General features: G+C 63.1%; 22 protein-coding genes. 10 read left to right on the forward strand and 12 right to left on the reverse strand.

Annotated elements, in window-relative coordinates:
- Positions 1 to 20 precede the first annotated feature (20 nt).
- The 3 genes from AC3WJP_RS08500 (at position 21) to recR (ending at position 2185) form a co-directional block, all read left to right on the forward strand.
- Entirely contained in the window at positions 21 to 347 is a 327-nt protein-coding gene (locus tag AC3WJP_RS08500; protein ID WP_226503529.1) for a YbaB/EbfC family nucleoid-associated protein, read from the forward strand.
- Between the two features lie 134 nt (positions 348 to 481).
- Complete coding sequence (curA, locus tag AC3WJP_RS08505; protein ID WP_493721036.1) at positions 482 to 1516, forward strand: NADPH-dependent curcumin/dihydrocurcumin reductase; 1035 nt, start codon at positions 482 to 484, stop codon at positions 1514 to 1516.
- Between the two features lie 66 nt (positions 1517 to 1582).
- Positions 1583 to 2185: a recombination mediator RecR gene (gene recR, locus AC3WJP_RS08510; RefSeq protein WP_493721037.1), complete on the forward strand. Its 603-nt coding sequence runs from the start codon at positions 1583 to 1585 to the stop codon at positions 2183 to 2185.
- A gap of 98 nt (positions 2186 to 2283) precedes the next feature.
- On the opposite strand, the gene fnr is transcribed toward recR, so the two are convergent.
- From fnr to AC3WJP_RS08530, 4 genes are all read right to left on the reverse strand, one after another.
- Positions 2284 to 3063, reverse strand: a complete 780-nt coding sequence (gene fnr, locus AC3WJP_RS08515) for a fumarate/nitrate reduction transcriptional regulator Fnr (protein WP_493721038.1) — start codon at positions 3061 to 3063, stop codon at positions 2284 to 2286.
- A gap of 75 nt (positions 3064 to 3138) precedes the next feature.
- Positions 3139 to 4521, reverse strand: coding sequence for an oxygen-independent coproporphyrinogen III oxidase (gene hemN, locus AC3WJP_RS08520; protein WP_493721039.1), 1383 nt, complete (start codon positions 4519 to 4521; stop codon positions 3139 to 3141).
- A gap of 90 nt (positions 4522 to 4611) precedes the next feature.
- The gene (locus AC3WJP_RS08525; protein ID WP_493721040.1) at positions 4612 to 5022 is read right to left on the reverse strand and encodes a type II toxin-antitoxin system VapC family toxin; all 411 of its coding nucleotides are present in this window, start codon (positions 5020 to 5022) and stop codon (positions 4612 to 4614) included.
- A complete protein-coding gene (locus AC3WJP_RS08530) occupies positions 5022 to 5276 on the reverse strand; it encodes a type II toxin-antitoxin system prevent-host-death family antitoxin (RefSeq protein ID WP_493721041.1) in 255 nt (84 codons plus the stop codon). The genes AC3WJP_RS08525 and AC3WJP_RS08530 overlap by 1 nt, the downstream gene beginning before the upstream one ends.
- 111 nt (positions 5277 to 5387) lie before the next feature.
- On the opposite strand from AC3WJP_RS08530, the gene AC3WJP_RS08535 reads away from it, so the two are divergent.
- A complete protein-coding gene (locus AC3WJP_RS08535; RefSeq protein WP_493721042.1) occupies positions 5388 to 6059 on the forward strand; it encodes an alpha/beta family hydrolase in 672 nt (223 codons plus the stop codon).
- Positions 6060 to 6093: 34 nt separating this feature from the next.
- Here AC3WJP_RS08535 and AC3WJP_RS08540 read toward each other — a convergent pair whose 3' ends face one another.
- From AC3WJP_RS08540 to acnA, 3 genes are all read right to left on the reverse strand, one after another.
- Entirely contained in the window at positions 6094 to 6564 is a 471-nt protein-coding gene (locus tag AC3WJP_RS08540; protein ID WP_493721043.1) for a hypothetical protein, read from the reverse strand.
- A gap of 129 nt (positions 6565 to 6693) precedes the next feature.
- Entirely contained in the window at positions 6694 to 8259 is a 1566-nt protein-coding gene (locus AC3WJP_RS08545; RefSeq protein ID WP_493721044.1) for a methyl-accepting chemotaxis protein, read from the reverse strand.
- Between the two features lie 150 nt (positions 8260 to 8409).
- A complete protein-coding gene (acnA, locus tag AC3WJP_RS08550; RefSeq protein WP_493721045.1) occupies positions 8410 to 11151 on the reverse strand; it encodes an aconitate hydratase AcnA in 2742 nt (913 codons plus the stop codon).
- A 177-nt stretch (positions 11152 to 11328) separates the two neighbouring features.
- On the opposite strand from acnA, the gene rlmM reads away from it, so the two are divergent.
- From rlmM to pdxB, 3 genes are all read left to right on the forward strand, one after another.
- Positions 11329 to 12393 (forward strand): 23S rRNA (cytidine(2498)-2'-O)-methyltransferase RlmM, encoded by a 1065-nt coding sequence (gene rlmM, locus AC3WJP_RS08555; RefSeq protein WP_493721046.1) that lies wholly within the window; start codon positions 11329 to 11331, stop codon positions 12391 to 12393.
- Positions 12394 to 12407: 14 nt separating this feature from the next.
- Complete coding sequence (gene tusA / locus AC3WJP_RS08560; protein WP_493721047.1) at positions 12408 to 12665, forward strand: sulfurtransferase TusA; 258 nt, start codon at positions 12408 to 12410, stop codon at positions 12663 to 12665.
- A gap of 65 nt (positions 12666 to 12730) precedes the next feature.
- A complete protein-coding gene (gene pdxB / locus AC3WJP_RS08565) occupies positions 12731 to 13873 on the forward strand; it encodes a 4-phosphoerythronate dehydrogenase PdxB (protein ID WP_493721048.1) in 1143 nt (380 codons plus the stop codon).
- Positions 13874 to 14053: 180 nt separating this feature from the next.
- Here pdxB and AC3WJP_RS08570 read toward each other — a convergent pair whose 3' ends face one another.
- On the reverse strand, positions 14054 to 14227 hold the full coding sequence (locus AC3WJP_RS08570; protein ID WP_493721049.1) for a PA1571 family protein: 174 nt from the start codon (positions 14225 to 14227) through the stop codon (positions 14054 to 14056).
- 279 nt (positions 14228 to 14506) lie between these two features.
- Here AC3WJP_RS08570 and AC3WJP_RS08575 point away from each other — a divergent pair, with 279 nt between their 5' ends.
- Positions 14507 to 16282 carry an ABC transporter transmembrane domain-containing protein gene (locus AC3WJP_RS08575; protein WP_493721050.1) on the forward strand — a complete coding sequence of 592 codons (1776 nt, stop codon included), beginning with the start codon at positions 14507 to 14509 and terminating at the stop codon, positions 16280 to 16282.
- Positions 16283 to 16386: 104 nt separating this feature from the next.
- On the opposite strand, the gene ppnP is transcribed toward AC3WJP_RS08575, so the two are convergent.
- Positions 16387 to 16671 carry a pyrimidine/purine nucleoside phosphorylase gene (gene ppnP, locus AC3WJP_RS08580; protein ID WP_493721051.1) on the reverse strand — a complete coding sequence of 95 codons (285 nt, stop codon included), beginning with the start codon at positions 16669 to 16671 and terminating at the stop codon, positions 16387 to 16389.
- Positions 16672 to 16734: 63 nt separating this feature from the next.
- Entirely contained in the window at positions 16735 to 17292 is a 558-nt protein-coding gene (locus tag AC3WJP_RS08585; protein WP_493721052.1) for a 3'-5' exonuclease, read from the reverse strand.
- Between the two features lie 267 nt (positions 17293 to 17559).
- On the opposite strand from AC3WJP_RS08585, the gene AC3WJP_RS08590 reads away from it, so the two are divergent.
- Positions 17560 to 18402, forward strand: coding sequence for a substrate-binding periplasmic protein (locus tag AC3WJP_RS08590; RefSeq protein WP_493721053.1), 843 nt, complete (start codon positions 17560 to 17562; stop codon positions 18400 to 18402).
- On the opposite strand, the gene lpxH is transcribed toward AC3WJP_RS08590, so the two are convergent.
- Positions 18315 to 19094, reverse strand: a complete 780-nt coding sequence (gene lpxH / locus AC3WJP_RS08595; protein WP_493721054.1) for a UDP-2,3-diacylglucosamine diphosphatase — start codon at positions 19092 to 19094, stop codon at positions 18315 to 18317. The genes AC3WJP_RS08590 and lpxH overlap by 88 nt on opposite strands.
- On the reverse strand, positions 19091 to 19594 hold the full coding sequence (locus AC3WJP_RS08600; RefSeq protein WP_493721055.1) for a peptidylprolyl isomerase: 504 nt from the start codon (positions 19592 to 19594) through the stop codon (positions 19091 to 19093). Before AC3WJP_RS08600 ends, lpxH begins: the two co-directional genes overlap by 4 nt.
- A 213-nt stretch (positions 19595 to 19807) precedes the next feature.
- Here AC3WJP_RS08600 and AC3WJP_RS08605 point away from each other — a divergent pair, with 213 nt between their 5' ends.
- Complete coding sequence (locus AC3WJP_RS08605) at positions 19808 to 21514, forward strand: glutamine--tRNA ligase/YqeY domain fusion protein (RefSeq protein WP_493721056.1); 1707 nt, start codon at positions 19808 to 19810, stop codon at positions 21512 to 21514.
- The last annotated feature ends 1 nt before the right edge of the window (position 21515 follow it).

Genomic DNA, 21515 nt, shown 5'->3' on the forward strand with positions numbered 1-21515 from the left:
TACTTTCGAGGTGAATTCCCATGATGAAAGGTGGCATGGCCGGCCTGATGAAGCAGGCGCAGCAGATGCAGGAAAAAATGGCCAAGGCGCAGGAAGAACTGGCCAACGCCGAAGTCACCGGCCAGGCCGGTGCTGGCCTGGTCAGCGTGGTGATGACCGGGCGTCACGACGTCAAGCGCATCAGCCTCGATGACAGCCTGATGCAGGAAGACAAGGAAGTGCTCGAAGACCTGATCGCTGCGGCGGTCAATGATGCCGTGCGCAAGATCGAAGCCAACAGCCAGGACAAGATGTCTGGCATGACCGCTGGCATGCAACTGCCGCCAGGCTTCAAGATGCCGTTCTAAGCCCGAACGGCGCCCACCAAAAGCCAGGCCCGCGTGCCTGGCTTTTTGCATTGTGGCGGTCGGCGATCATGGGAACGCGCACCGGGCGTACCGGTCTGCTGTAAGTAGCATTCAATTTTAGGGAGCCCATTTTCATGTCCACCGAACTGACCCTCAACCAGCGTTTCGTGCTTGCCTCGCGGCCCAAGGGCGCACCGACGCCCGAGAATTTTCGCCTGGAGCGCGTGGCCCTCCCCGAACTGCAGGACGGCGAGGTGCAATTGCGCACGCTGTTCATGTCTCTGGACCCCTATATGCGCGGGCGCATGAGTGACGCGCCGTCCTACGCGGCACCGGTCGCGATCAATGAAGTGATGACCGCCGGCGCCGTGAGCCAGGTGACGGCCTCGCGCAATCCGAAATTTCAGCAAGGCGATCTGGTCGTAGGCGCCACGGGCTGGCAGACCCACAGCATCAGTGACGGCAGTGGCATCATCCCCTTGCCGGCGGGCATCCCTTCACCCTCCATGGCCCTCGGCGTGCTGGGCATGCCCGGCATGACCGCCTACATGGGCCTGATGCACATTGGCCAGCCCAAGGAAGGCGAGACCCTGGTGGTGGCGGCAGCATCCGGTGCGGTCGGCTCGGTGGTCGGTCAAGTGGCCAAGCTCAAGGGTCTCAAGGTGGTCGGTGTGGCGGGTGGTGCCGACAAGTGCCGCTATGTGGTGGACGAACTGGGCTTCGATGCCTGCATCGATCACAAGAGCGAGACCTTCGCCGAAGACCTGGCGGCGGCCTGCAGTGAGGGTATCGATATCTACTTCGAGAACGTCGGCGGTCACGTATTCGATGCGGTGATGCCGCTGCTCAATGCCCGTGCGCGCATTCCGGTATGCGGCTTGATCGCTCAATACAACGCCACCGCGCTGCCGGAAGGGCCGGACCGCTTCACCTTGTTGCCGCGGCTGCTGCTGACCAAGCGTATCCGCATGCAAGGTTTCATCGTGTTCGATGACTTCGGTGATCGCCATGCCGAGTTCTATTCGGCCATGGTGCCGTGGGTGCGGGACGGCAAGATTCGTTTCCGCGAACATGTGGTCGATGGCCTGGAGAATGCGCCTGAGGCCTTTATCGGTCTGCTGCAAGGGCACAACTTCGGCAAGCTGGTGGTCAAGGTCGGCGAGGTCTGAGCATTTGACGCTGGCCTTCGGCGTCGGTATAAACCGCGTCTCGTTGTCATTGCAGGTTTCTTCGCCATGAGCTTCAGCCCCTTGATTCGTCAACTGATCGACTCCTTGCGCATCTTGCCCGGTGTTGGTCAGAAATCCGCCCAGCGCATGGCGCTGCAACTGCTCGAGCGCGATCGCAGCGGTGGGACGCGGTTGGCGCAGTCGCTGGCGCAGGCCATGGAGGGGGTCGGGCACTGTCAGAAATGCCGCACCTTGACCGAGGAAACGCTCTGCCCGCAGTGCGCCGACACGCGTCGGGACGAGACCTTGCTGTGCGTGGTCGAAGGGCCGATGGATGTCTATGCGGTCGAACAGACCGGCTACCGTGGTCGTTATTTTGTCCTCAAGGGGCATTTGTCGCCCCTCGACGGGCTGGGGCCGGAGGCCATAGGCATTCCACAATTGATGGCGCGTATCGAAGAGCAGGGCAGCTTTGGCGAAGTGATCCTGGCCACCAACCCGACGGTCGAAGGCGAGGCCACGGCTCACTACATCGCGCAACTGCTCAATGGCAAGGGCCTGGTGACCTCGCGCATCGCCCATGGCGTACCGCTGGGTGGCGAGCTTGAAATGGTCGATGGCGGCACGCTCGCCCACTCGTTCGCCGGGCGCAAGCCGATCTCCCTGTAACTGTAGCGAGGGGGCTTGCCCCCGAAAAATGGCATTGGCACCTAGCAATGTGGAGATGCCGCCTTATCGGGGGCAAGCCCCCCCGCTACAGGGACGGATCAGGACTCCAGCGTGCCACCCGCCAGGGCGCACAGCTGGATCGGGTCGAGGATGTGCACTTCCTTGCCCTGGGCATCCAGCAAGCCGTTTTGCTGAAACCGCGTGAACACCCGCGACACCGTCTCCACGGCCAGCCCCAGGTAGTTGCCCATCTCATTGCGCGACATGCTCAAGCGGAACTGATTGGCCGAATAGCCGCGCGCGCGGAAACGCGCCGAGAGGTTGACCAAAAAGGTGGCGATGCGCTCGTCCGCGGTCTTTTTCGACAGCAACAGCATCATCTGCTGATCGTCGCGAATCTCTCGGCTCATGACGCGCATCAGTTGCCGACGCAACTGCGGCAATTGCATGGCCAGTTCATCGAGGCGCTCGAACGGGATCTCGCACACTGAAGTGGTTTCCTGCGCCTGGGCCGAAACCGGATGGCGCTCGGTGTCCATGCCCGACAGCCCGACCAGCTCGCTGGGCAGGTGAAAACCGGTGATCTGTTCGGCGCCGCTGTCGCTGACGCTGAAGGTCTTCAGGGCCCCGGAACGTACGGCATACACCGCATCGAAGCTGTCGCCCTGGCGAAACAGGTACTCGCCTTTTTTCAGCGGGCGGCCGCGGCGGACGATATCGTCCAGGGCGTCCATGTCTGCCAGGTCGAGGGACAATGGCAAGCACAGGGGCGCGAGGCTGCAATCCTTGCAGTGTGTCTGATTGTGACCTCGCGACGTGGCGCGCACCGCCGTGACTGGCGATACGTTGCGCACGGTGAAGGACGCTGGATCTGACATGGTTTGATTCCTTTGACAAACACGCATGAAAGGCAAGGTTAACCCACTGATGGTCTTCGGGCCATCGTGGCGGGTTCAGATGACCTGTGAGAAACGCTGTGGCTGGTAGGCTGCGGTGTAGCGATCAAACACGGCGCAGATGGCCCTGACCAGTAGCCGACCGGCCGGTAATACCGTGAAGCCGTTGGGCTTCAGGCCGATCAGGCCGTCTGCCGCGAGTGCCAGCAGCGCCGGCCATTGGGCAGCGAAATAGGCGCGGAAATCGATGCCGTAGGCCGCCTCGATCTGGGCGAAGTCCAGCTCGAAATGGCAGATGACCTGCCCGATGATCGCCGCACGCAACCGATCGTCGGCATCGCTCAGCACCCCGCGCAACGTGGCGAGCTGACCGCTGGCCAGACGCTGCTGGTAGTCGTTGATGTCGCTGGTGTTCTGGCAATACAGATCGCCCACATGGCTGATGGCTGAAACGCCGAGGCCGATCAGGTCGCAATGACCGTGGGTGGTGTAGCCCTGAAAGTTGCGGTGCAGGCGGCCTTCTTCCTGGGCGCAGGCGAGGTCGTCATCGGGCAGGGCAAAATGGTCCATGCCGATATGGCGATAGCCGGCGGCCGATAACTGTTCGATGGTGCGCTGCAGCATTTCCAATTTTTGCCCCGGTGGCGGCAGGTCCTGACGCTCGATGCGGCGCTGGGGCAGAAAGCGCTCGGGCAAATGCGCGTAATTGAACACCGACAGGCGATCCGGTTGCAGCTCGATGACTTGCGCCACAGTGTCGGCAAAGCTGGCGACGGTCTGCTGCGGCAGGCCGTAGATCAGGTCGATGTTCACCGAGCGAAATTGCAGGGTGCGCGCGGCTTCCACCAAGGTGCGGGTTTCGCCCAGGCTCTGCAGGCGATTGACCGCTCGCTGCACGGCGGGGTCGAGGTCCTGTACGCCGAGGCTGATACGGTTGAAACCCAGTTCACGCAGCAGACCCATGGTCGACCAATCGGCCTCCCGTGGGTCGATTTCGATGCTGTAGTCGCCGGAATCATCGTCCTTGAGCGAGAAGTTTTCGCGCAGGCTGTTCATCAGCCGGCGCAATTCGCCGTGGCTGAGAAAGGTCGGGGTGCCGCCGCCCAGGTGCAGTTGCTCGACCACCTGCAGCTGATCGGCGTGGCAGCCCAGTTGCTGAATCTCCTGTTCCAGGCGCTGCAGGTAAGGCTGGGCCCGGCCACGGTCCTTGGTGATGACCTTGTTGCAGGCGCAGTAGTAGCAAATGTTGGCGCAGAACGGCAGATGCACGTACAGCGACAGCGCACGCAGCGTCTTGCGGCTGTCGCGCAGGGCCTGCATCAGGTCGAAGCTGCCGACCTGGCTATGAAACTGCACGGCGGTGGGGTAGGAGGTGTAGCGCGGGCCGGACAGGTCGTAGCGCTTGATCAGCTCGGCATCCCAGCAGGGGGCATCGTGCATGGAGGAGTTTTCCGGTGGCGGGGCGAATGCAGCATTTTAGGCGCCGACGCCTGCGGGAAAATTGACCCAGATCAATAGTGCGCCGCTCGCTTATCCCAGCCAGGGATTAAACAGACGAACGCCACTGGCGTCGAAATCGCCGATGTTGCGGGTGACCAGTGTCAGGTTATGGACCAGAGCCGTCGCGGCAATCAGGGAGTCGCATTCGCTACCGGGATCGGGCACGTGCAGGCGGGCACAACGCAATGCCACGGCACTGTCGACGGCCAGTACTCTGCCGTAGAAGGCCGGTATCACGCGGCCCTCGAACCACTGTCGCAGCACACTGGCTTGTGCCGGATCACGTCGCTCGATACGCAGGATGCCGGTTTCGATTTCCATCAGGCTGATGGCCGAGATGAACAGGCTGGACGGCAGGACTCGGTTGGCCCAGGCCTTGACGTTGGGGTCTGCTTGACTTTTGCGCAGCTCCGAGACGACGTTGGTATCCAGCAGGTACATCAGGACAGGTCTACCTGTCGCGGGGTGATGACGGCGCGCTCAGTCTCGAATTCGATATCGTCGCTGCCGGGCATGGCCAGCTGTTCGACGATACTTTTAGGCTCGGAGGTCAATTTTTCGTACTCCGCGATGGACAACAGCACGTGCTCGGGTCGACCGCGGTTGGTGATGAACACCGGACCGCGGCAAGCGGCCTTCTTCGCGCCACTGGTGTCCTGATTGAATTCACGACTGGACAGGGTGGTGATGTTCATCAGCGTATCCTCCGGCAACAATGTAGTCACGTTACTACTATTGTCTTGAAGTGTCCAAGCGCGCGACCATAGCGGCCTGGCAACTTTGCCATTCCCTCACGGAGCACCCTCATGAGCGCTGAACAAGATCCATGGGCGCAACGCGTCAGCGATAACGGCTGGCTGTGGAATTCGGCGCAGAGCCAATCGGCGGAGGGCGAGCCGCTGTGCCTGATCCTCGCCCATGGTGCGGGCGCGCCGATGGACAGCGCGTTCATGAACACCATGGCCGAGCACCTGGCGCAGCGCGGTATCGACGTCCTGCGGTTCGAATTCCCCTACATGGCGCAGCGCCGTATCGACGGCAGCAAACGCCCACCCAACCCGCAAGCGCGCTTGCTGGAGAAATGGCGAGAGGTCTATGCGCTGGTGCGCACCCAAGTGGTGGGGCGGCTGGCGATTGGCGGCAAGTCCATGGGCGGGCGCATGGCCAGCTTGCTGGCGGACGAGTTGGGGGCCGATGCCCTGGTGTGCCTCGGCTATCCATTCTATGCCGCCGGCAAGCCGGAAAAACCGCGAGTGGCGCACCTTGCCGAGCTGCAGACCCGCGCCCTGATCGTCCAGGGCGAGCGCGATACCCTGGGCAACCAGGCGACGGTGGCGGGCTATGAACTGTCGGAGCAGATCGAGCTCTACTGGCTGCCGGCCGCGGACCATGATCTCAAACCGCTGAAGTCGTCCGGGTTCACCCATCAGCAACACCTGGAAAGCGCCGCCGACCGAGTGGCGGCGTTTCTCTATTGATCGTGGCGCGGTGATCACCACCGCGCGTGATGCATCAGGCTTGAGCAGGCGGCGTAGCTTCCATCGACAGCAGCGGGACCAGATCCGTGGCGGTGAAGGTGCCGCTGACTGGCAGCAATGCCCCTTCCAACTCGATGTGTACCTGGCCGTCGAATTCGATTGAAAGCTTGCGGTTGTTCCAATCGATATCGACGTTGGCGCCGCCACGCATACCCTGGTCCCAGAGACCGCCAGGCAGCATCCGGGTGTAACGGCTGTAATAACCGGCGTCACCCGGTTCGAAGCGTTTACGGATGACTTCGTCGCTGCGCATGGCCGGCAATTTAACGCGGATGCTTTGATAGTTCGGGGTAAAGGGGCTGCCGACGGAGCCATTCATGAACCAGCTCGATTGCTGCTCGCTCCATTCGAAACTGGCAACGCCGGTATAGTCCTGACCGCTCAGGTTCCAGCGCAGGATGCCGCTGGCATGGGTGTCGACGGGGGAGGGGGTGGTTAAGGTCATGATGCTCTCTCATGGCGCCGATGGGCGCGGTGGTGGTTGAGCCACCACCTTATCCATCGGGCTGAAAACGCATCACTGACAGAACTGACAGTTACGTTCGCAATGAATCCGGCGTAAGCGCACTTCGACTCACCGATTGAACCGCTCTACCAGCGAGTATTGGCTCTGCGCTGTGCGGGTCAGCTCGGTGCTCAGGTCGGCCGAGCTTTGCGCCTGTTCGGCGGTCACGTCGGCGAGGTCGGCGATGGTGCCGATGTTGCGGCTGACTTCTTCGGCCACCGCGCTTTGCTGCTCGGTAGCGGCAGCGATCTGCGCGGTCATGTCGGTGATATTGGCCATGGCTTCGCTGATGCCCACCAGTGCCTGATCGGCCTCCATGACCCGCGCCACTCCTTCTTCAGCCTGACGGTTACCCGCTTCCATGGTGTTCACCGCGTTGCTGGCGGTGCCTTGCAGCTTGGCGATCAGGGCGTGGATCTGCCCGGTCGACTCGCTGGTACGCTGCGCCAGCTGGCGCACCTCGTCGGCGACCACGGCGAAACCGCGGCCCATTTCACCGGCGCGGGCGGCCTCGATGGCGGCGTTCAGGGCCAGCAGGTTGGTCTGGTCGGCGATGCCTTTGATGACATCCACCACGCCGCCAATCTCGTTGCTGTCCTTGGCCAGTTGCAGCACGGTCTGGCCGGTTTCGCCCACCACCACCGACAGTCGCTGGATGGCGTCACGGGTCTCGCCGGCGATCGCCCGGCCTTTGCCAGTGAGAGTGTTGGCTTGCTGAGTGGCCTCGGCGGTTCGGTGCACATGGTTGGCGACCTCGACCGTAGTCGCGGCCATCTGGTTCACGGCGGCGGCCACTTGCTCGGTTTCGACGCGCTGGCGCTCCAGACCCGTGGAGCTGTTGTGCGCCAGCACGTCGGATTGCCGGGCTTGATCGCTCAGGTGCTCGGCGGTGTCCTGCAAGCGGGTCAGGCAGGTTTTCAGCCGGGCCTCCTGGCTGAGAATGGACATTTCCAGGCGTGCCTGGGCACCACGGCTGTCGGTGTACATCTGCGCTATCAACGGATCGGAGGTGGTCTGCTCGGCCAGACGCAGCAGGCGTTTGAGCCCCCGCTGCTGCCAGCTCAGGCCCAGCAACCCCAACGGAATCGACAAACCGGCCGCCAAGGCGAAGCCCCAGCCGGAGTCCAGCCACAGACCGATCAGAAAGCCGATCTGGCTGATCAGGATGAACGGCAGCCAGTTCTCGATCACCGGCAGCCAGTGATCGCGCTGCGGCACCGCCGCCTTGCCACGGTTCAGGCGCTCGTACAGCGCTTGCGCACGGCGGACCTGCTCGGCGGTCGGCTTGATGCGTACCGATTCGTAGCCCACCACCTGAGTGCCGTCGAAAATCGGTGTCACGTAGGCGTTGACCCAATAGAAGTCGCCATTCTTGCAGCGGTTCTTGACGATCCCCATCCATGGCAAACCTTGCTTGAGCGTCTGCCACATATGCTCGAACACCGCCGCCGGGACATCGGGGTGACGCACGGTGTTATGGGGTGCACGGACCAACTCTTCGCTGGAAAAACCACTGATCTCGATGAAGGCATCGTTGCAGTAGGTAATGACGCCCTTGGCATCCGTGGTGGAGATCAGCCGCTGCTGGGCCGGGAAAGTCCGTTCGCGCTGAGTGATGGGCTGGTTGTTTCGCATGGCAGAGTCTTTCCGCATAGGCTTTGCGCGGTTATCGGCAGCGCGACGGAGGAGTTGAGAAAAAACTCGCGCTCGTGACGGCGCATTGAGCTGGATCAATAAAAAACGCCCGGTGGCTGATGGCAACCACCGGGCGCGACCACGTTGTGATCAGGACGCGATCAGCTGGCGCAGCACGTAATGCAGAATCCCGCCGGCCTTGAAGTACTCGACCTCGTTGAGGGTATCGATGCGGCACAGCACCTGCACCGTCTGCTGCTCGCCGTTCTCGCGGGTGATGCGTAGATCCAGATGCAGTTGCGGCTTCAGTTGCGCATCGGTCAGGCCCAGTACATCAAAGGTTTCGCGCCCGGTCAGTTGCAGCGATTTGCGGTTCTGCTCCGACAGAAACTGCAGCGGCAACACCCCCATGCCCACCAGGTTGGAGCGGTGGATACGCTCGAAACTCTCCGCCACCACTGCCTTGACGCCCAGCAGATTGGTGCCCTTGGCCGCCCAGTCACGGCTCGAACCGGTGCCGTATTCCTGGCCGGCGATCACCACCAGCGGGGTGCCGGCGCTCTGGTATTGCATGGCGGCGTCATAGATCGGCATTTTTTCACCGGTCGGCACGAACAGCGTATTGCCGCCTTCCTCGCCACCGAGCATCTCGTTGCGGATGCGGATGTTGGCGAAGGTGCCACGCATCATCACTTCATGGTTGCCCCGGCGCGAGCCGTAGGAGTTGAAGTCCCGGGACTCCACGCCTTTGTCGCGCAGATAGCGCCCGGCAGGGCTGTCGGCCTTGATATTGCCGGCGGGGGAAATGTGGTCGGTAGTCACCGAGTCGCCGAGGATCGCCAACGCTCGCGCGCCGATCACGTCCTTGATCTGCGGCAGCGGCCCGGCGATGTCGTCGAAGAACGGCGGATGCTGGATGTAGGTAGAGTCCTGCTGCCACACATAGGTGGCGGCCTGCGGCACCTCGATCGCCTGCCACTGCGCGTCACCGGCGAAGACCTCGGCGTACTCCTTGTGGAACATGGCGGTGTCGACCTTGGCCACCGCCGCAGCGATCTCCTGCTGGCTCGGCCAGATATCACGCAGGTACACCGGATGGCCGTCGCTGCCCAGCCCCAAAGGTTCGCTGCTGATATCGATGCGCACGTTGCCGGCCAGGGCATAGGCGACCACCAGCGGCGGCGAGGCCAGCCAGTTGGTCTTCACCAGCGGATGCACGCGGCCTTCGAAGTTGCGGTTGCCGGACAGCACCGAGGCGACCGTCAGGTCGGACTGCTGAATGGCTTTTTCGATCGGATCGGCCAGCGGCCCGGAGTTGCCGATGCAGGTGGTGCAGCCGTAGCCCACCAGATCGAAGCCCAAGGCATCCAGATACTCGGTCAGGCCAGCGGCATGATAGTAGTCGGTGACCACCTTGGAGCCGGGCGCCAGCGAGCTTTTTACCCAAGGCTTGCGTTTCAGGCCCTTCTCTACGGCCTTCTTCGCCACCAGCCCGGCGGCCATCATCACGCTCGGGTTGGAGGTATTGGTGCAGGAGGTGATCGCGGCGATCACCACGGCACCGTTCTGCAGGTTGTAGGTTTCGCCGTTGTAGGTGTACTGCGCCTCGCCGGCCTGTTCGGCGTTACCGACGGCGACACCGCCACCGCCTTCACTTTCCAGGCGGCCTTCCTCCTTGCTGGGCGGCTTGAACTGCAGGCCGAGGAAGTCCTCGAAAGCGCCCGGCACCTTGGGCAACGGCACGCGATCCTGTGGGCGTTTGGGCCCGGCCAGGCTGGCGACTACTTCGCCCATGTCCAACTCCAGCGTGGCGCTGAAGGCCGGCTCCTGGCCGGGCAGGCGCCACAGGCCCTGGGCCTTGCAGTAGGCCTCGACCAGCGCCACCGTGGCGTCGGGGCGGCCGGACAGGCGCAGATAATCCAGGGTCACGTCATCCACCGGGAAGAACCCGCAGGTGGCGCCGTATTCCGGCGCCATGTTGGCGATGGTGGCGCGGTCGGCCAGTGGCAGTTGGGCCAGGCCGTCGCCATAGAATTCGACGAATTTACCGACCACGCCCTTCTTGCGCAGCATTTGCGTGACGGTGAGCACCAGGTCGGTGGCGGTGATGCCTTCATTGAGCTTGCCGATCAGCTTGAAGCCGATGACTTCCGGGATCAGCATCGACACCGGCTGGCCGAGCATGGCGGCCTCGGCCTCGATCCCGCCCACGCCCCAGCCGAGCACGCCGAGGCCGTTGATCATGGTGGTGTGCGAGTCGGTGCCTACCAGAGTGTCGGGGAAGGCATAGGTGCGGCCGTCCTCGTCCTTGGTCCACACGGTGCGGCCCAGGTACTCGAGGTTGACCTGGTGGCAGATGCCGGTGCCCGGGGGCACCACGCTGAAGTTGTCGAAGGCGCTCTGGCCCCAGCGCAAAAACGCATAGCGCTCGCCGTTGCGGTGCATTTCGATGTCGACGTTCTGGCTGAAGGCCTGGTCATCGCCGAATTTGTCGACCATCACCGAGTGGTCGATCACCAGGTCCACCGGCGACAGCGGGTTGATGCGTTGCGGATCGGCACCGGCCTTGGCCACGGCGGCGCGCATGGCGGCCAGATCGACCACCGCCGGCACACCGGTGAAGTCCTGCATCAGCACCCGCGCCGGACGGTACTGGATTTCCCGGTCGGAGCGGCGCTCCTTGAGCCAGTCGGCCAGGGCGTGGATGTCAGTGGCGGTGACGGTGTGGTTGTCTTCCCAGCGCAGCAGATTTTCCAGCAGCACCTTGAGCGACATCGGCAGTTTTTGCAGATCGCCCAGGGTGGCAGCGGCGTCCGGGAGGCTGAAGTAGTGATACTGACGGTCGCCGACTTGCAGCGTCTTGAGGGTTTTCAGGCTATCGAGAGAGGGCATGAACAAACTCCTTGTCGGGCCTCACGGTCAGGGCCCATGGGTTCGGTTTCTATGCACTGGACTGCGCGAGTGTGTCGCGGGTTCCGGAGTTCCTTTATCATGCGCGCTTTTCGAGGCAGCGGGATGAAACCCTGATGCCGGCCAACGGCCCGCGCCCACGGCACCCTGGAGTGATCAATGAATACGCTGTTTATGCACTGTCGGCCGGGCTTCGAAGGTGAAGTCTGCTCGGAAATCGCCGAGCACGCCGCTCGCCTGGACGTCCCGAGCTATGCCAAGGCGAAGCCGGCCAGTGCCTGTGTCGAATTCATCTGTCATTCGCCCGAGGGCCCCGCGCGGTTGATGCGCCAACTGCGTTTTGCCGAGCTGATCTTCCTGCGCCAGTGGGCCCGGGGCAGCTTCGTCGAGTTGCCGGAGACCGACCGCATCAGCGTGTTGCTGGCAACCTTGGCCGATTATCCGGTGTTCGGCAGCCTGTGGCTGGAAGTCGTCGATACCAACGATGGCAAGGAGCTTTCGACTTTCTGTCGCAAATTCGAGGTGCCGCTGCGCAAGGCGCTGATCAAGGCCGGCCGCCTGCAGGACGATCCGACCCTGCCGCGCCTGCTGCTGACCTTCAAGACTGGCCGCGAGGTCTTCGTTGGCATGGCCGAGGCCGATAATCAGGCGATGTGGCCCATGGGCATCCCGCGCTTGAAGTTCCCGCGCGAGGCGCCGAGCCGCTCGACCCTCAAACTTGAAGAAGCCTGGCACCATTTCATCCCGCGAGACCAATGGGACGAGCGCCTGCACAGCGACATGACCGGTGTCGACCTCGGCGCGGCGCCGGGCGGCTGGACCTATCAATTGGTGCGCCGCGGCATGCTGGTCACCGCCATCGACAACGGGCCGATGGCTGAAAGCCTGATGGACACCGGCCTGGTGAAGCACTTGATGACCGACGGCTTCACCTACAAGCCCAAGCCGCCGGTAGACTGGATGGTCTGCGACATCGTCGAAAAACCCGCGCGCAATGCCGCCTTGCTGGAAACCTGGCTGGGCGAGGGACTTTGTCGCGAAGCCGTGGTCAATCTCAAGTTGCCCATGAAACAACGCTATGCCGAGGTGCGGCGCTTGCTCGACCGCATCGCAGAAGGCTTCAAGGCCCGCGGCATCAAAGTGGCCATCGGCTGCAAGCAGCTGTACCACGACCGTGAAGAAGTGACGTGCCACCTGCGCCGTCTCGATACGAAAAAGCCTTGATTCAGGAGTTGCCCATGTCCCAAGCCTTTACCGCCGCCAGCCCCGTCGACGCCGTGCTCGATGCCAGCGGTCTGAACTGCCCTGAGCCGGTGATGATGCTGCACCAGCACATCCGCGATCTGGCTGGCGGTGGACTGCTCAAGGTTATCGCCACCGATCCGTCGACGCGCCGCGACATTCCCAAGTTCTGCGTGTTTCTGGATCACCAGCTGGTGCATCAGGAAGAAGCGGGCGGTACCTATCTGTACTGGATTCGCAAGAACAACGGTTGATGCACGCTCCCCTCGCTACACGGCGCTCGAACGCCTAAACTGCGGCTCCGCCCAAGGAGCCTGCCATGCTGATCGTAGCCGACGAAAACATCCCCCTGCTGACCGAGTTCTTCCAGGGCGCGGGGGAGATACGCCGCTTGCCGGGGCGCAGCATCGATAGCGCGGCCGTGGCCGAAGCCGATGTGCTGCTGGTGCGTTCGGTCACCAAGGTCACCCGCGACATGCTCGCCGGCAGCCCGGTGAAGTTCGTCGGCACTTGCACCATCGGTACCGATCACCTCGACCTCGAATACTTCAACCAGCATGGCATCCAGTGGTCCAGCGCCCCGGGCTGCAACGCCCGTGGGGTAGTGGATTACGTGCTGAGCAGCCTGTGCACCCTGGCCGATCTCGATGGCGTCGACCTCAGCCGCCGGACCTACGGCGTGGTCGGTGCCGGGCAGGTCGGCGGGCGTTTGATCGATGCCTTGCGTGGCCTCGGCTGGGACGTGCGTGTGTGCGATCCGCTGCGCGAGCCGGCGGCGGGAGAGGTGCATGTCAGCCTCGACGAGATCCTCGCTGAATGCGACGTCATCAGTCTGCATACGCCATTGACCCGCAGCGGATCGGCGCCCACCTGGCATTTGCTCGACGCCGAGCGCCTGGCGCGCCTGCGCCCTGGCGCCTGGCTGATCAACGCCGCCCGTGGCCCGATCGTCGATAACCTGGCACTGCGGGCGTTGCTCAGCGAGCGCGACGACGTGCAGGCGGTGCTCGACGTCTGGGAACACGAACCCAGTGTCGACCTGGCCCTGGCCGATCTCTGCGTGCTGGCTACCCCGCATATCGCCGGCTACAGCCTTGACGGTCGGCAGCGCGGCACCGAGCAGATCTATCAGGCGTTTTGCGCCTGGCAGGCGCAGGCGCCGGCACTGCGTCTGGCGGATTTTCTGCCCAACGCCTGGCTGGCGGGTCTGGAGCTGCATGCCGACAGCGACCCGGCGTGGGCGCTTGCCATGGTCTGCCGCGCGGTGTACGACCCGCGCCGTGACGATGCGGACTTTCGCCGCAGCCTCGACGAAGACGATGCGGTACAGCGAGCGGCGTTCGATGCGCTGCGCAAGCACTACCCGCCACGGCGCGAGATCGATGCGCTCAAGGTGCGTATCGAGGGCGAGGCGCCGCTGCTGCGTCAACAGATGCATGCTCTGGGCATTCAACTGGCCTGACGCAACCCTGTAGCGAGGGGGCTCGCCCCCGAAAATGCTCCCGCCAGGGTAATTTCACAGGTTGGCGCCCTTCGGGGGCAAGCCCCCTCGCTACAGGTTGTCGGGTCGGTCGGGGGGCAGAAAAAACCCGGCAAGGGCGCCGGGTTCAGGAATTCTTGTTATCGAGGTGCTTGTGAATATTCACTTCCTGGGCGCCACCAGACGTTTTTCCAGTTCGCGGCAGGCCGCCTGGATCATGTCTTCAGTGATCGGTACTTCGCGGCCCTGGGCATCGATGATCGAGCCCCCGACGGCTTGGTGTGGCTGAACGCGTTTGACTGGCAGCGTTTCGCTCGGTTGCGATTGCAGGCTCATAGTGTCTCTCCTCATCAGGTTGCGCGTAGCGTAAGACCCTGTCATGACCGTGGCATTACACCGGTCACCGACGCTGGCACGTTCTGTACTGGGGCCGGGTACAGCCCTGCGGGCGGCGACGTAGAGCGTTGCCGGGTTCTGCCCGCGAATGACCCGTCATTCTGGCTGTCCTGTTTTAGCTGACTGACCATGGCGGGCGAAGTTCCGGCGGGGCGCAGCTGTCGCAAACCTTGCGACAAGGTGTAGGCTGGCCGCCCGAACCTGTGCAACGGCGTGGCCATGACCTTACTGACTTCCCGACATCGCCGCGCTCTGCGCCTCACCCTGGCCTTTGTGCGGCCTTACCGCTGGCAGAGCGTGGGCGCCTTGATCGCTCTGATCGTCACCGCCGCCATTGCCCTGTCCATGGGCCAGGGCGTGCGCCTGCTGGTCGATCAGGGCTTCGTCACCGGTTCGCCGGAGCGCCTCGGTCATGCGATCGAAGTCTTCCTGCTGCTGGTGCTGGCCCTGGCGGTCGGGACCTTTACCCGCTTCTATCTGGTGTCGTGGATCGGCGAGCGGGTAGTCGCCGACTTGCGCCGCCGGGTGTTCGATCACCTGATCGATCTGCACCCGGGGTTCTATGAAAACGCCCGCAGTTCGGAAATCCAGTCACGCCTGACCGCCGACACTACCTTGCTGCAATCGGTGATCGGCTCATCGCTGTCGCTGTTCCTGCGCAACGCCTTGATGGTCATCGGCGGCATCGTCCTGTTGTTCATCACCAATCCAAAGCTCACCAGCATCGTGGTCATCGCCTTGCCGCTGGTGCTGGCGCCGATCCTGATTTTCGGTCGCCGGGTGCGCGGGTTGTCGCGCCAGAGCCAGGATCGTATCGCCGATGTCGGCAGCTACGTCGCCGAAACCCTGGGTCAGATCAAGACCGTGCAGGCCTACAACCACCAGGCGCTGGACCGCGAGCGCTTCGCCGCGACGGTGGAAGGCGCCTTCGATACCGCGGTCAAACGTATCCTCCAGCGCTCGTGGTTGATCACCCTGGTGATCGTGCTGGTGCTGGGGGCGGTGGCGGTGATGCTCTGGGTCGGCGGCATGGACGTCATGGCCGGACGCATCAGCGGTGGCGAGCTGGCGGCGTTCGTGTTCTACAGCCTGATCGTCGGCACCGCGTTCGGCACCCTCAGCGAGGTGATCGGCGAACTGCAGCGCGCCGCCGGTGCCGCCGAGCGCATCGGTGAGCTGCTGCAGGCACGCAACGAGATCCATGCCCCCGCCAGCGGCCTGCAGCAGCTGCCGCCACGGGTCAGCGGCCGGCTGGAGTTGCAAGACGTGCACTTTGCCTATCCGACCCGGCTCGACAAGCCTGCGGTGGATGGCATCAGCCTGAGCGTGCAGGCGGGTGAGACCTTGGCGCTGGTCGGGCCTTCAGGCGCGGGCAAGTCGACCTTGTTCGACCTGCTGCTGCGCTTCTACGATCCGCAGCGAGGGCAATTGCTGATCGAGGGCATACCGCTGCCGGCGCTCGATCCGCAGGACCTGCGCCGCCACTTCGCTCTGGTGTCGCAGAACCCGGCGCTGTTCGTCGGCACGGTGGAGGAAAACATCCGCTACGGCCAGGGCGCCGCTTCGTTGGCGCAGATCCAGCAAGCGGCGCGCGCGGCTCATGCCCATGAATTCATCGAGGACTTGCCCCAGGGCTATCAGACGCTGTTGGGCGAGGGCGGGCAGGGGTTGTCGGGCGGCCAGCGGCAGCGTTTGGCGATTGCTCGGGCGTTGTTGGTGGATGCGCCGATCCTGTTGCTCGATGAAGCCACCAGCGCCCTGGACGCGCAGAGCGAGTACCTGATTCAGCAGGCTCTGCCCACGTTGATGCAGGGCCGTACCACTTTGGTGATCGCCCATCGGCTGGCCACGGTACAGAATGCGGACCGCATTGCGGTGATCGATCGGGGGCGGCTAGTGGCGGTGGGAACTCATCGGCAACTGCTGGACAGCAGCGAGCTGTACGCGCGGTTGGCGGCGTTGCAGTTTACGGCGGGGAACGTTCAGGGAGGCTGACGACCGCTTCGCGCGCAAGCGTTGCTCCCACAGAGCGAGCTGCCCCGCGTGGTAAACCGGTGGGAGCGAGGCTTGCCCGCGAAGGGGCCGGTCGCCGCAGTGGATCAGTCGCGATATTCACACAGATAAGCGGTATCGACGGCCACTTTGAGCTTGAACTTGCTGTTGGCAGGGACGTTGAACTTGCTGCCGGCCTCGAACACTTCCCAGTCGTTGCCCTCGGGCAGCAGGACGGTCAGGGCGCCGGACACCACGTGCATGATTTCCCGCTGAGCGGTACCGAATTCGTATTCACCAGGAGCCATCACGCCAACAGTGGCCGGACCCTCAGCGGTACCGAAAGCGATCGATTTCACGGTGCCATCGAAGTATTCGTTGACTTTGAACATGGGGGCATCTCCGGATAGAGGGGCGAAAAAGGGTGGCCAGTATGCCCAACGCAACGGGGGCCGTCATCCGCTTTTGAACAGGTCCGGCAGCGCCAGCGGCACCAGTCGGGCGGTGTTGCGGGCATCTTCCAGGGCGCGATGCTGCTGGCCGTTGAAGTGCAGCCCGGCCAGCTGCAATGCGGCGTTGAGGCCCGTGGGCCGCTGCAGTTTGCGGGCCTTGGCGAAGCGTTGCTTGAGGTTGATATGGGCGACAGCGGCCAGCAGGCTGTCGATGCCGTGCTGCTGCCAGGCCAGCAGCAATTGCTGGCGGTCGTAATCACCCCAGCTCACCCAGGCTTCGATCTCGCCGGCGAAGCGTTGCAACCAGCGCTCGAACGCCGGCCAGACCTCTTGCAGGGTGGCCGCCGAATCGATATTGGCTTGGGAGATATGCGTCAATTCGCGGCAGAAGCTGGTCAGATGCGGCCTTCGCTGGGGTTTCACGAAACGCTGGAAATGATCCAGTTCGCGGCCGTCACGGTTGACCAGGCTGGCACCCAACTCGATGATTTCCATTTCGGCGACCGGCCAGCCTCCTTCATCGGTGGTGGCTTCCAGATCGATAACCAGCCAGTACGGCATGGCACACTCCAAGTCGGGGGCTGATGGATCATAAGGCTTGCTTGAGCGTAGAGCCTAGCCCAGGGCGGCAGTTCCCTGCGGCGCGTGGCGAATGCCTGCGGCGGTGAAGGTGCTGGTACTCGCGCGAGGCGTAATGGATTCCGGCGGCCGTCCGTCAAACAACTGCTACAGTGCTTGGTAAACGCCTGCTGTATGGCGTTTTGATATTGTCTGGCGTCAGAAAAACGTCTAGATTTAGTGCCCTCACTCTAGTCCCAGGTTTTTCCCGTGCAGCTCAACCCCCTGCGTGTCGCCCAAGTTGCGCTGTTCTGGTTGTCGGCGACTCTCTTCAATCTGCCCGCCGTGGCGCAGCAAGAGGTGCGTATCGGCGCCGCGCATTTTCCGCCTTATACCGTGCGCCCGGAGAAGGGCTCCGACACCGGCTTGCTGCCGGAACTGGTGGCCGCGCTCAATCAACTGCAGAGCGCCTACCGTTTCGTCGTGGTGCCGACCGCCTTGCCGCGGCGCTTTCAGGATTTGAAGCAGGGGCGCATCGACCTGGCCATCTTCGAGAATCCCCAATGGGGCTGGCAGGAGATTGACCACGTCAGTGTCGACCTGGGTCTGGAAGATGCCGAAGTCTTCGTGGCGCTGCGCAAAAACGGCCGTGGCCAGGCGTATTTCGACAGCCTGGACGGCAAGCGCCTGGCGCTGTTCAGCGGTTACCATTACGCCTTTGCCGGCTTCGATGCCGACCCTGCCTGGCTGGCCAGCCATTTCGACGCCACGCTGACCTATTCCCATGACAGCAATCTGCAGATGGTGCTGCGTGATCGCGCCGACATCGCACCGATCACCCGCTCATACCTGAGCGACTACCTGGCGCATAACCCCGAGGCAGCGGACAAGCTGATGATGTCCGAGCGAGTCGATCAGGTGTATCACCACTATGCGATCCTGCGCCCGGGCGCACCGATCAGTGCCGAAGCCTTGCGCGGGTATTTCCGCCAGCTGCATGACAACGGCGACCTGCAGCGGATCTTTCAGCCGTTGCGCATTTCGGTATTGCCGACGCCCAGCCTGTCACCGCCGGACCCGTCTTCGGTGAAGTCGAAGGCCGCCAGCGAATAGCCTTGCTCGTCGATCTGCAACGCCCAACCTTGCCAATCCCAGTCCCCCAGCACGATGCGCCGGGCGGGCTGTTCGGCCACCGTCAGCTTGTGAATCGCCGGACGGTGGGTGTGGCCGTGAATCAGCGTGTCGACACCGTATTGCTGCATGATCCGCGGCACTTCTTCAGGGGTGACATCGACGATGTCATTGGCTTTCATGCGTGTCTGCGCCTTGCTTTCGCTACGCAGCTTGCGCGCCAGCTTATGGCGGGTGCTCAGCGGCAGGTGGCGTAACACCCACAGGGTGATGGGATGGCGCAAATAGCGGCGCAGGCGCATATAGGCCTCGTCGCGGGTGCACAGGCTGTCGCCGTGCATCAACAGCACCGGCAGGCCATAGAAGTCGACCCGGGTCGGGTCGTCCAGCAGCGTGCAGCCCGCCGCCTTGCAGAACGCCTTGCCCAGCAGAAAGTCGCGGTTGCCGTGCATGAGGAAAATGGCCACGCCGCTATCGGCCAGCGACCGCAGTGCGGCACAGATGGACCGTTGATAGGGCGTCATGGCGTCGTCGCCGATCCAGGCTTCGAAAAAGTCGCCGAGGATATACAACGCGCTGGCCGCGCGCGCGTGGCCAGCGAGGAAGTCAAGAAACGCCCGGGTGATGTCCGGGCGTTCTTCTTGCAGGTGCAGATCGGAGATCAGCAGTATCACTCAACGATCTCGGCGCTTTCGATGATGACGTCTTCGACCGGCACGTCCTGGTGGCCAGCTTTGCCAGCGGTTTTCACGCCTTTGATGGCGTCGACCACGTCGGTGCCTTCGGTGACTTTACCGAACACCGCATAACCCCAGCCCTGGGTGGTCTTGGCGGTGTGGTTGAGGAAGCTGTTGTCGGCAACGTTGATGAAGAACTGCGCCGAAGCCGAATGCGGCTCCATGGTACGGGCCATGGCGACGGTGTACTTGTTGTTGCTCAGGCCGTTGTCGGCTTCGTTCTGGATGCTCGGGCGCTTGTCTTTCTTTTCCTGCATGCCAGGCTCGAAACCGCCGCCCTGGATCATGAAGTTGCCGATGACGCGGTGGAACACGGTGTTGCTGTAGTGACCGGCCTTCACGTATTCGATGAAGTTGGCGGTGGTGATCGGAGCTTTTTCGGTATCCAGCTCGATAACGATGGCGCCGTGGTTGGTGTTCAGCTTGACTTGAGTCATGGGGAAATTCGCTCTTGTTGAAGAATTCAGTACTGCTGACGCGCAGTCTAGCGTTCGAGATACGCTTTTGGCGGCGGTTTTTTCAGCTTGTCGCGCAATAAGGCGTCAGATTGTCGGCCGCGGCCTGTCAGGCGCCGGAGCGCTTGGGCTATGATACGGGCTTTGATTTGGCCGGCCTACCCTGGCCGCGCACTCGCATCGTTCAAGGATCCCATGAGCAAGCCTACTGCCGACACCGCTCCCAACGCCGCCGCCAAGGCTGGCCCTGCCGTACCGACCAACTTCCTGCGCCCGATCGTGCAGGCCGACCTGGATTCGGGCAAGCACACCGGCATCGTCACGCGCTTTCCGCCCGAGCCCAACGGCTACCTGCACATCGGCCACGCCAAGTCGATCTGCGTGAACTTCGGCCTTGCCCAGGAGTTCGGCGGTCAATGCAACCTGCGCTTCGACGACACCAACCCGGCCAAGGAAGACCAGGAGTACATCGACTCCATCAAGGCCGATATCCAGTGGCTGGGTTTCCAGTGGGCCGGTGAAGAGCGTTATGCCTCGCAGTATTTCGACCAGTTGCACGACTGGGCGGTGGAGCTGATCAAGGCCGGCCTGGCCTATGTCGACGACCTCACCCCCGAGCAGGCCCGCGAATACCGCGGCAGCCTCACCGAACCGGGCAAGAACAGCCCGTTCCGCGAGCGTTCGGTCGAAGAGAGCCTGGACCTGTTCGCGCGCATGAAAGCCGGCGAATTCGAAGACGGCGCCCGCGTGCTGCGCGCCAAGATCGACATGGCCTCGCCGAACATGAACCTGCGCGACCCGATCCTGTACCGCATCCGCCACGCCCATCACCACCAGACCGGCGACAAGTGGTGCATCTACCCCAACTATGACTTCACCCACGGGCAGTCGGATGCCATCGAAGGCATCACCCACTCGATCTGCACCCTGGAGTTCGAAGGCCATCGCCCGCTGTACGACTGGTTCCTCGACAACCTGTCGGTGCCGTCCAAGCCGCGCCAGTACGAATTCTCGCGTCTCAACCTGAGCTACACCGTGACCAGCAAGCGCAAGCTCAAGCAGCTGGTGGACGAGAAGCACGTCAGCGGTTGGGACGATCCGCGCATGTCCACGCTCAGCGGTTTCCGTCGTCGTGGCTACACCCCCGAGGCGATTCGCAGCTTCTGCGAGATGATCGGCACCAATCGCTCCGACGGCGTGGTGGATTTCGCCATGCTCGAGTTCAGCATCCGTGACGACCTCGACCGTAACGCCCCGCGCGCCATGTGCGTGCTGCGTCCGCTCAAGGTAGTGATTAGCAACTACCCCGAAGGCGAGGTCGAAAACCTCGAGTTGCCGCGTCACCCCAAGGAAGACATGGGGGTCCGTGCGTTGCCTTTCGAACGGGAAATCTACATCGACCGCGACGACTTCATGGAAGCACCGCCCAAGGGCTACAAGCGCCTCGAACCAGGTGGTGAAGTGCGCCTGCGGGGTAGCTACGTGATCCGCGCCGACGAGGCCATCAAGGACGCGGACGGCAATATCGTCGAGCTGCGCTGCTCTTATGATCCCGACACTCTGGGCAAGAACCCCGAAGGCCGCAAGGTCAAGGGCGTGATCCACTGGGTGCCGGCCGCGGCCAGCGTCGAGTGCGAAGTGCGTCTGTACGAGCGCCTGTTCCGCTCGCCGAACCCGGAGAAGGCCGCCGAAGGCCAGACCTTCCTGGACAACATCAACCCCGAATCCCTGCTGGTGCTCAGCGGTTGTCGCGCCGAGCCGTCGCTGGCCCAGGCCGCGCCGGAAGACCGCTTCCAGTTCGAGCGTGAAGGTTATTTCTGTGCCGACCTGAAAGACTCGCAACCCGGTCGTCCGGTATTCAACCGTACCGTTACCCTGCGTGATTCGTGGGGCCAGAGCTAAG

This window comes from Pseudomonas sp. GW821-FHT01A09, from assembly GCF_058986725.1.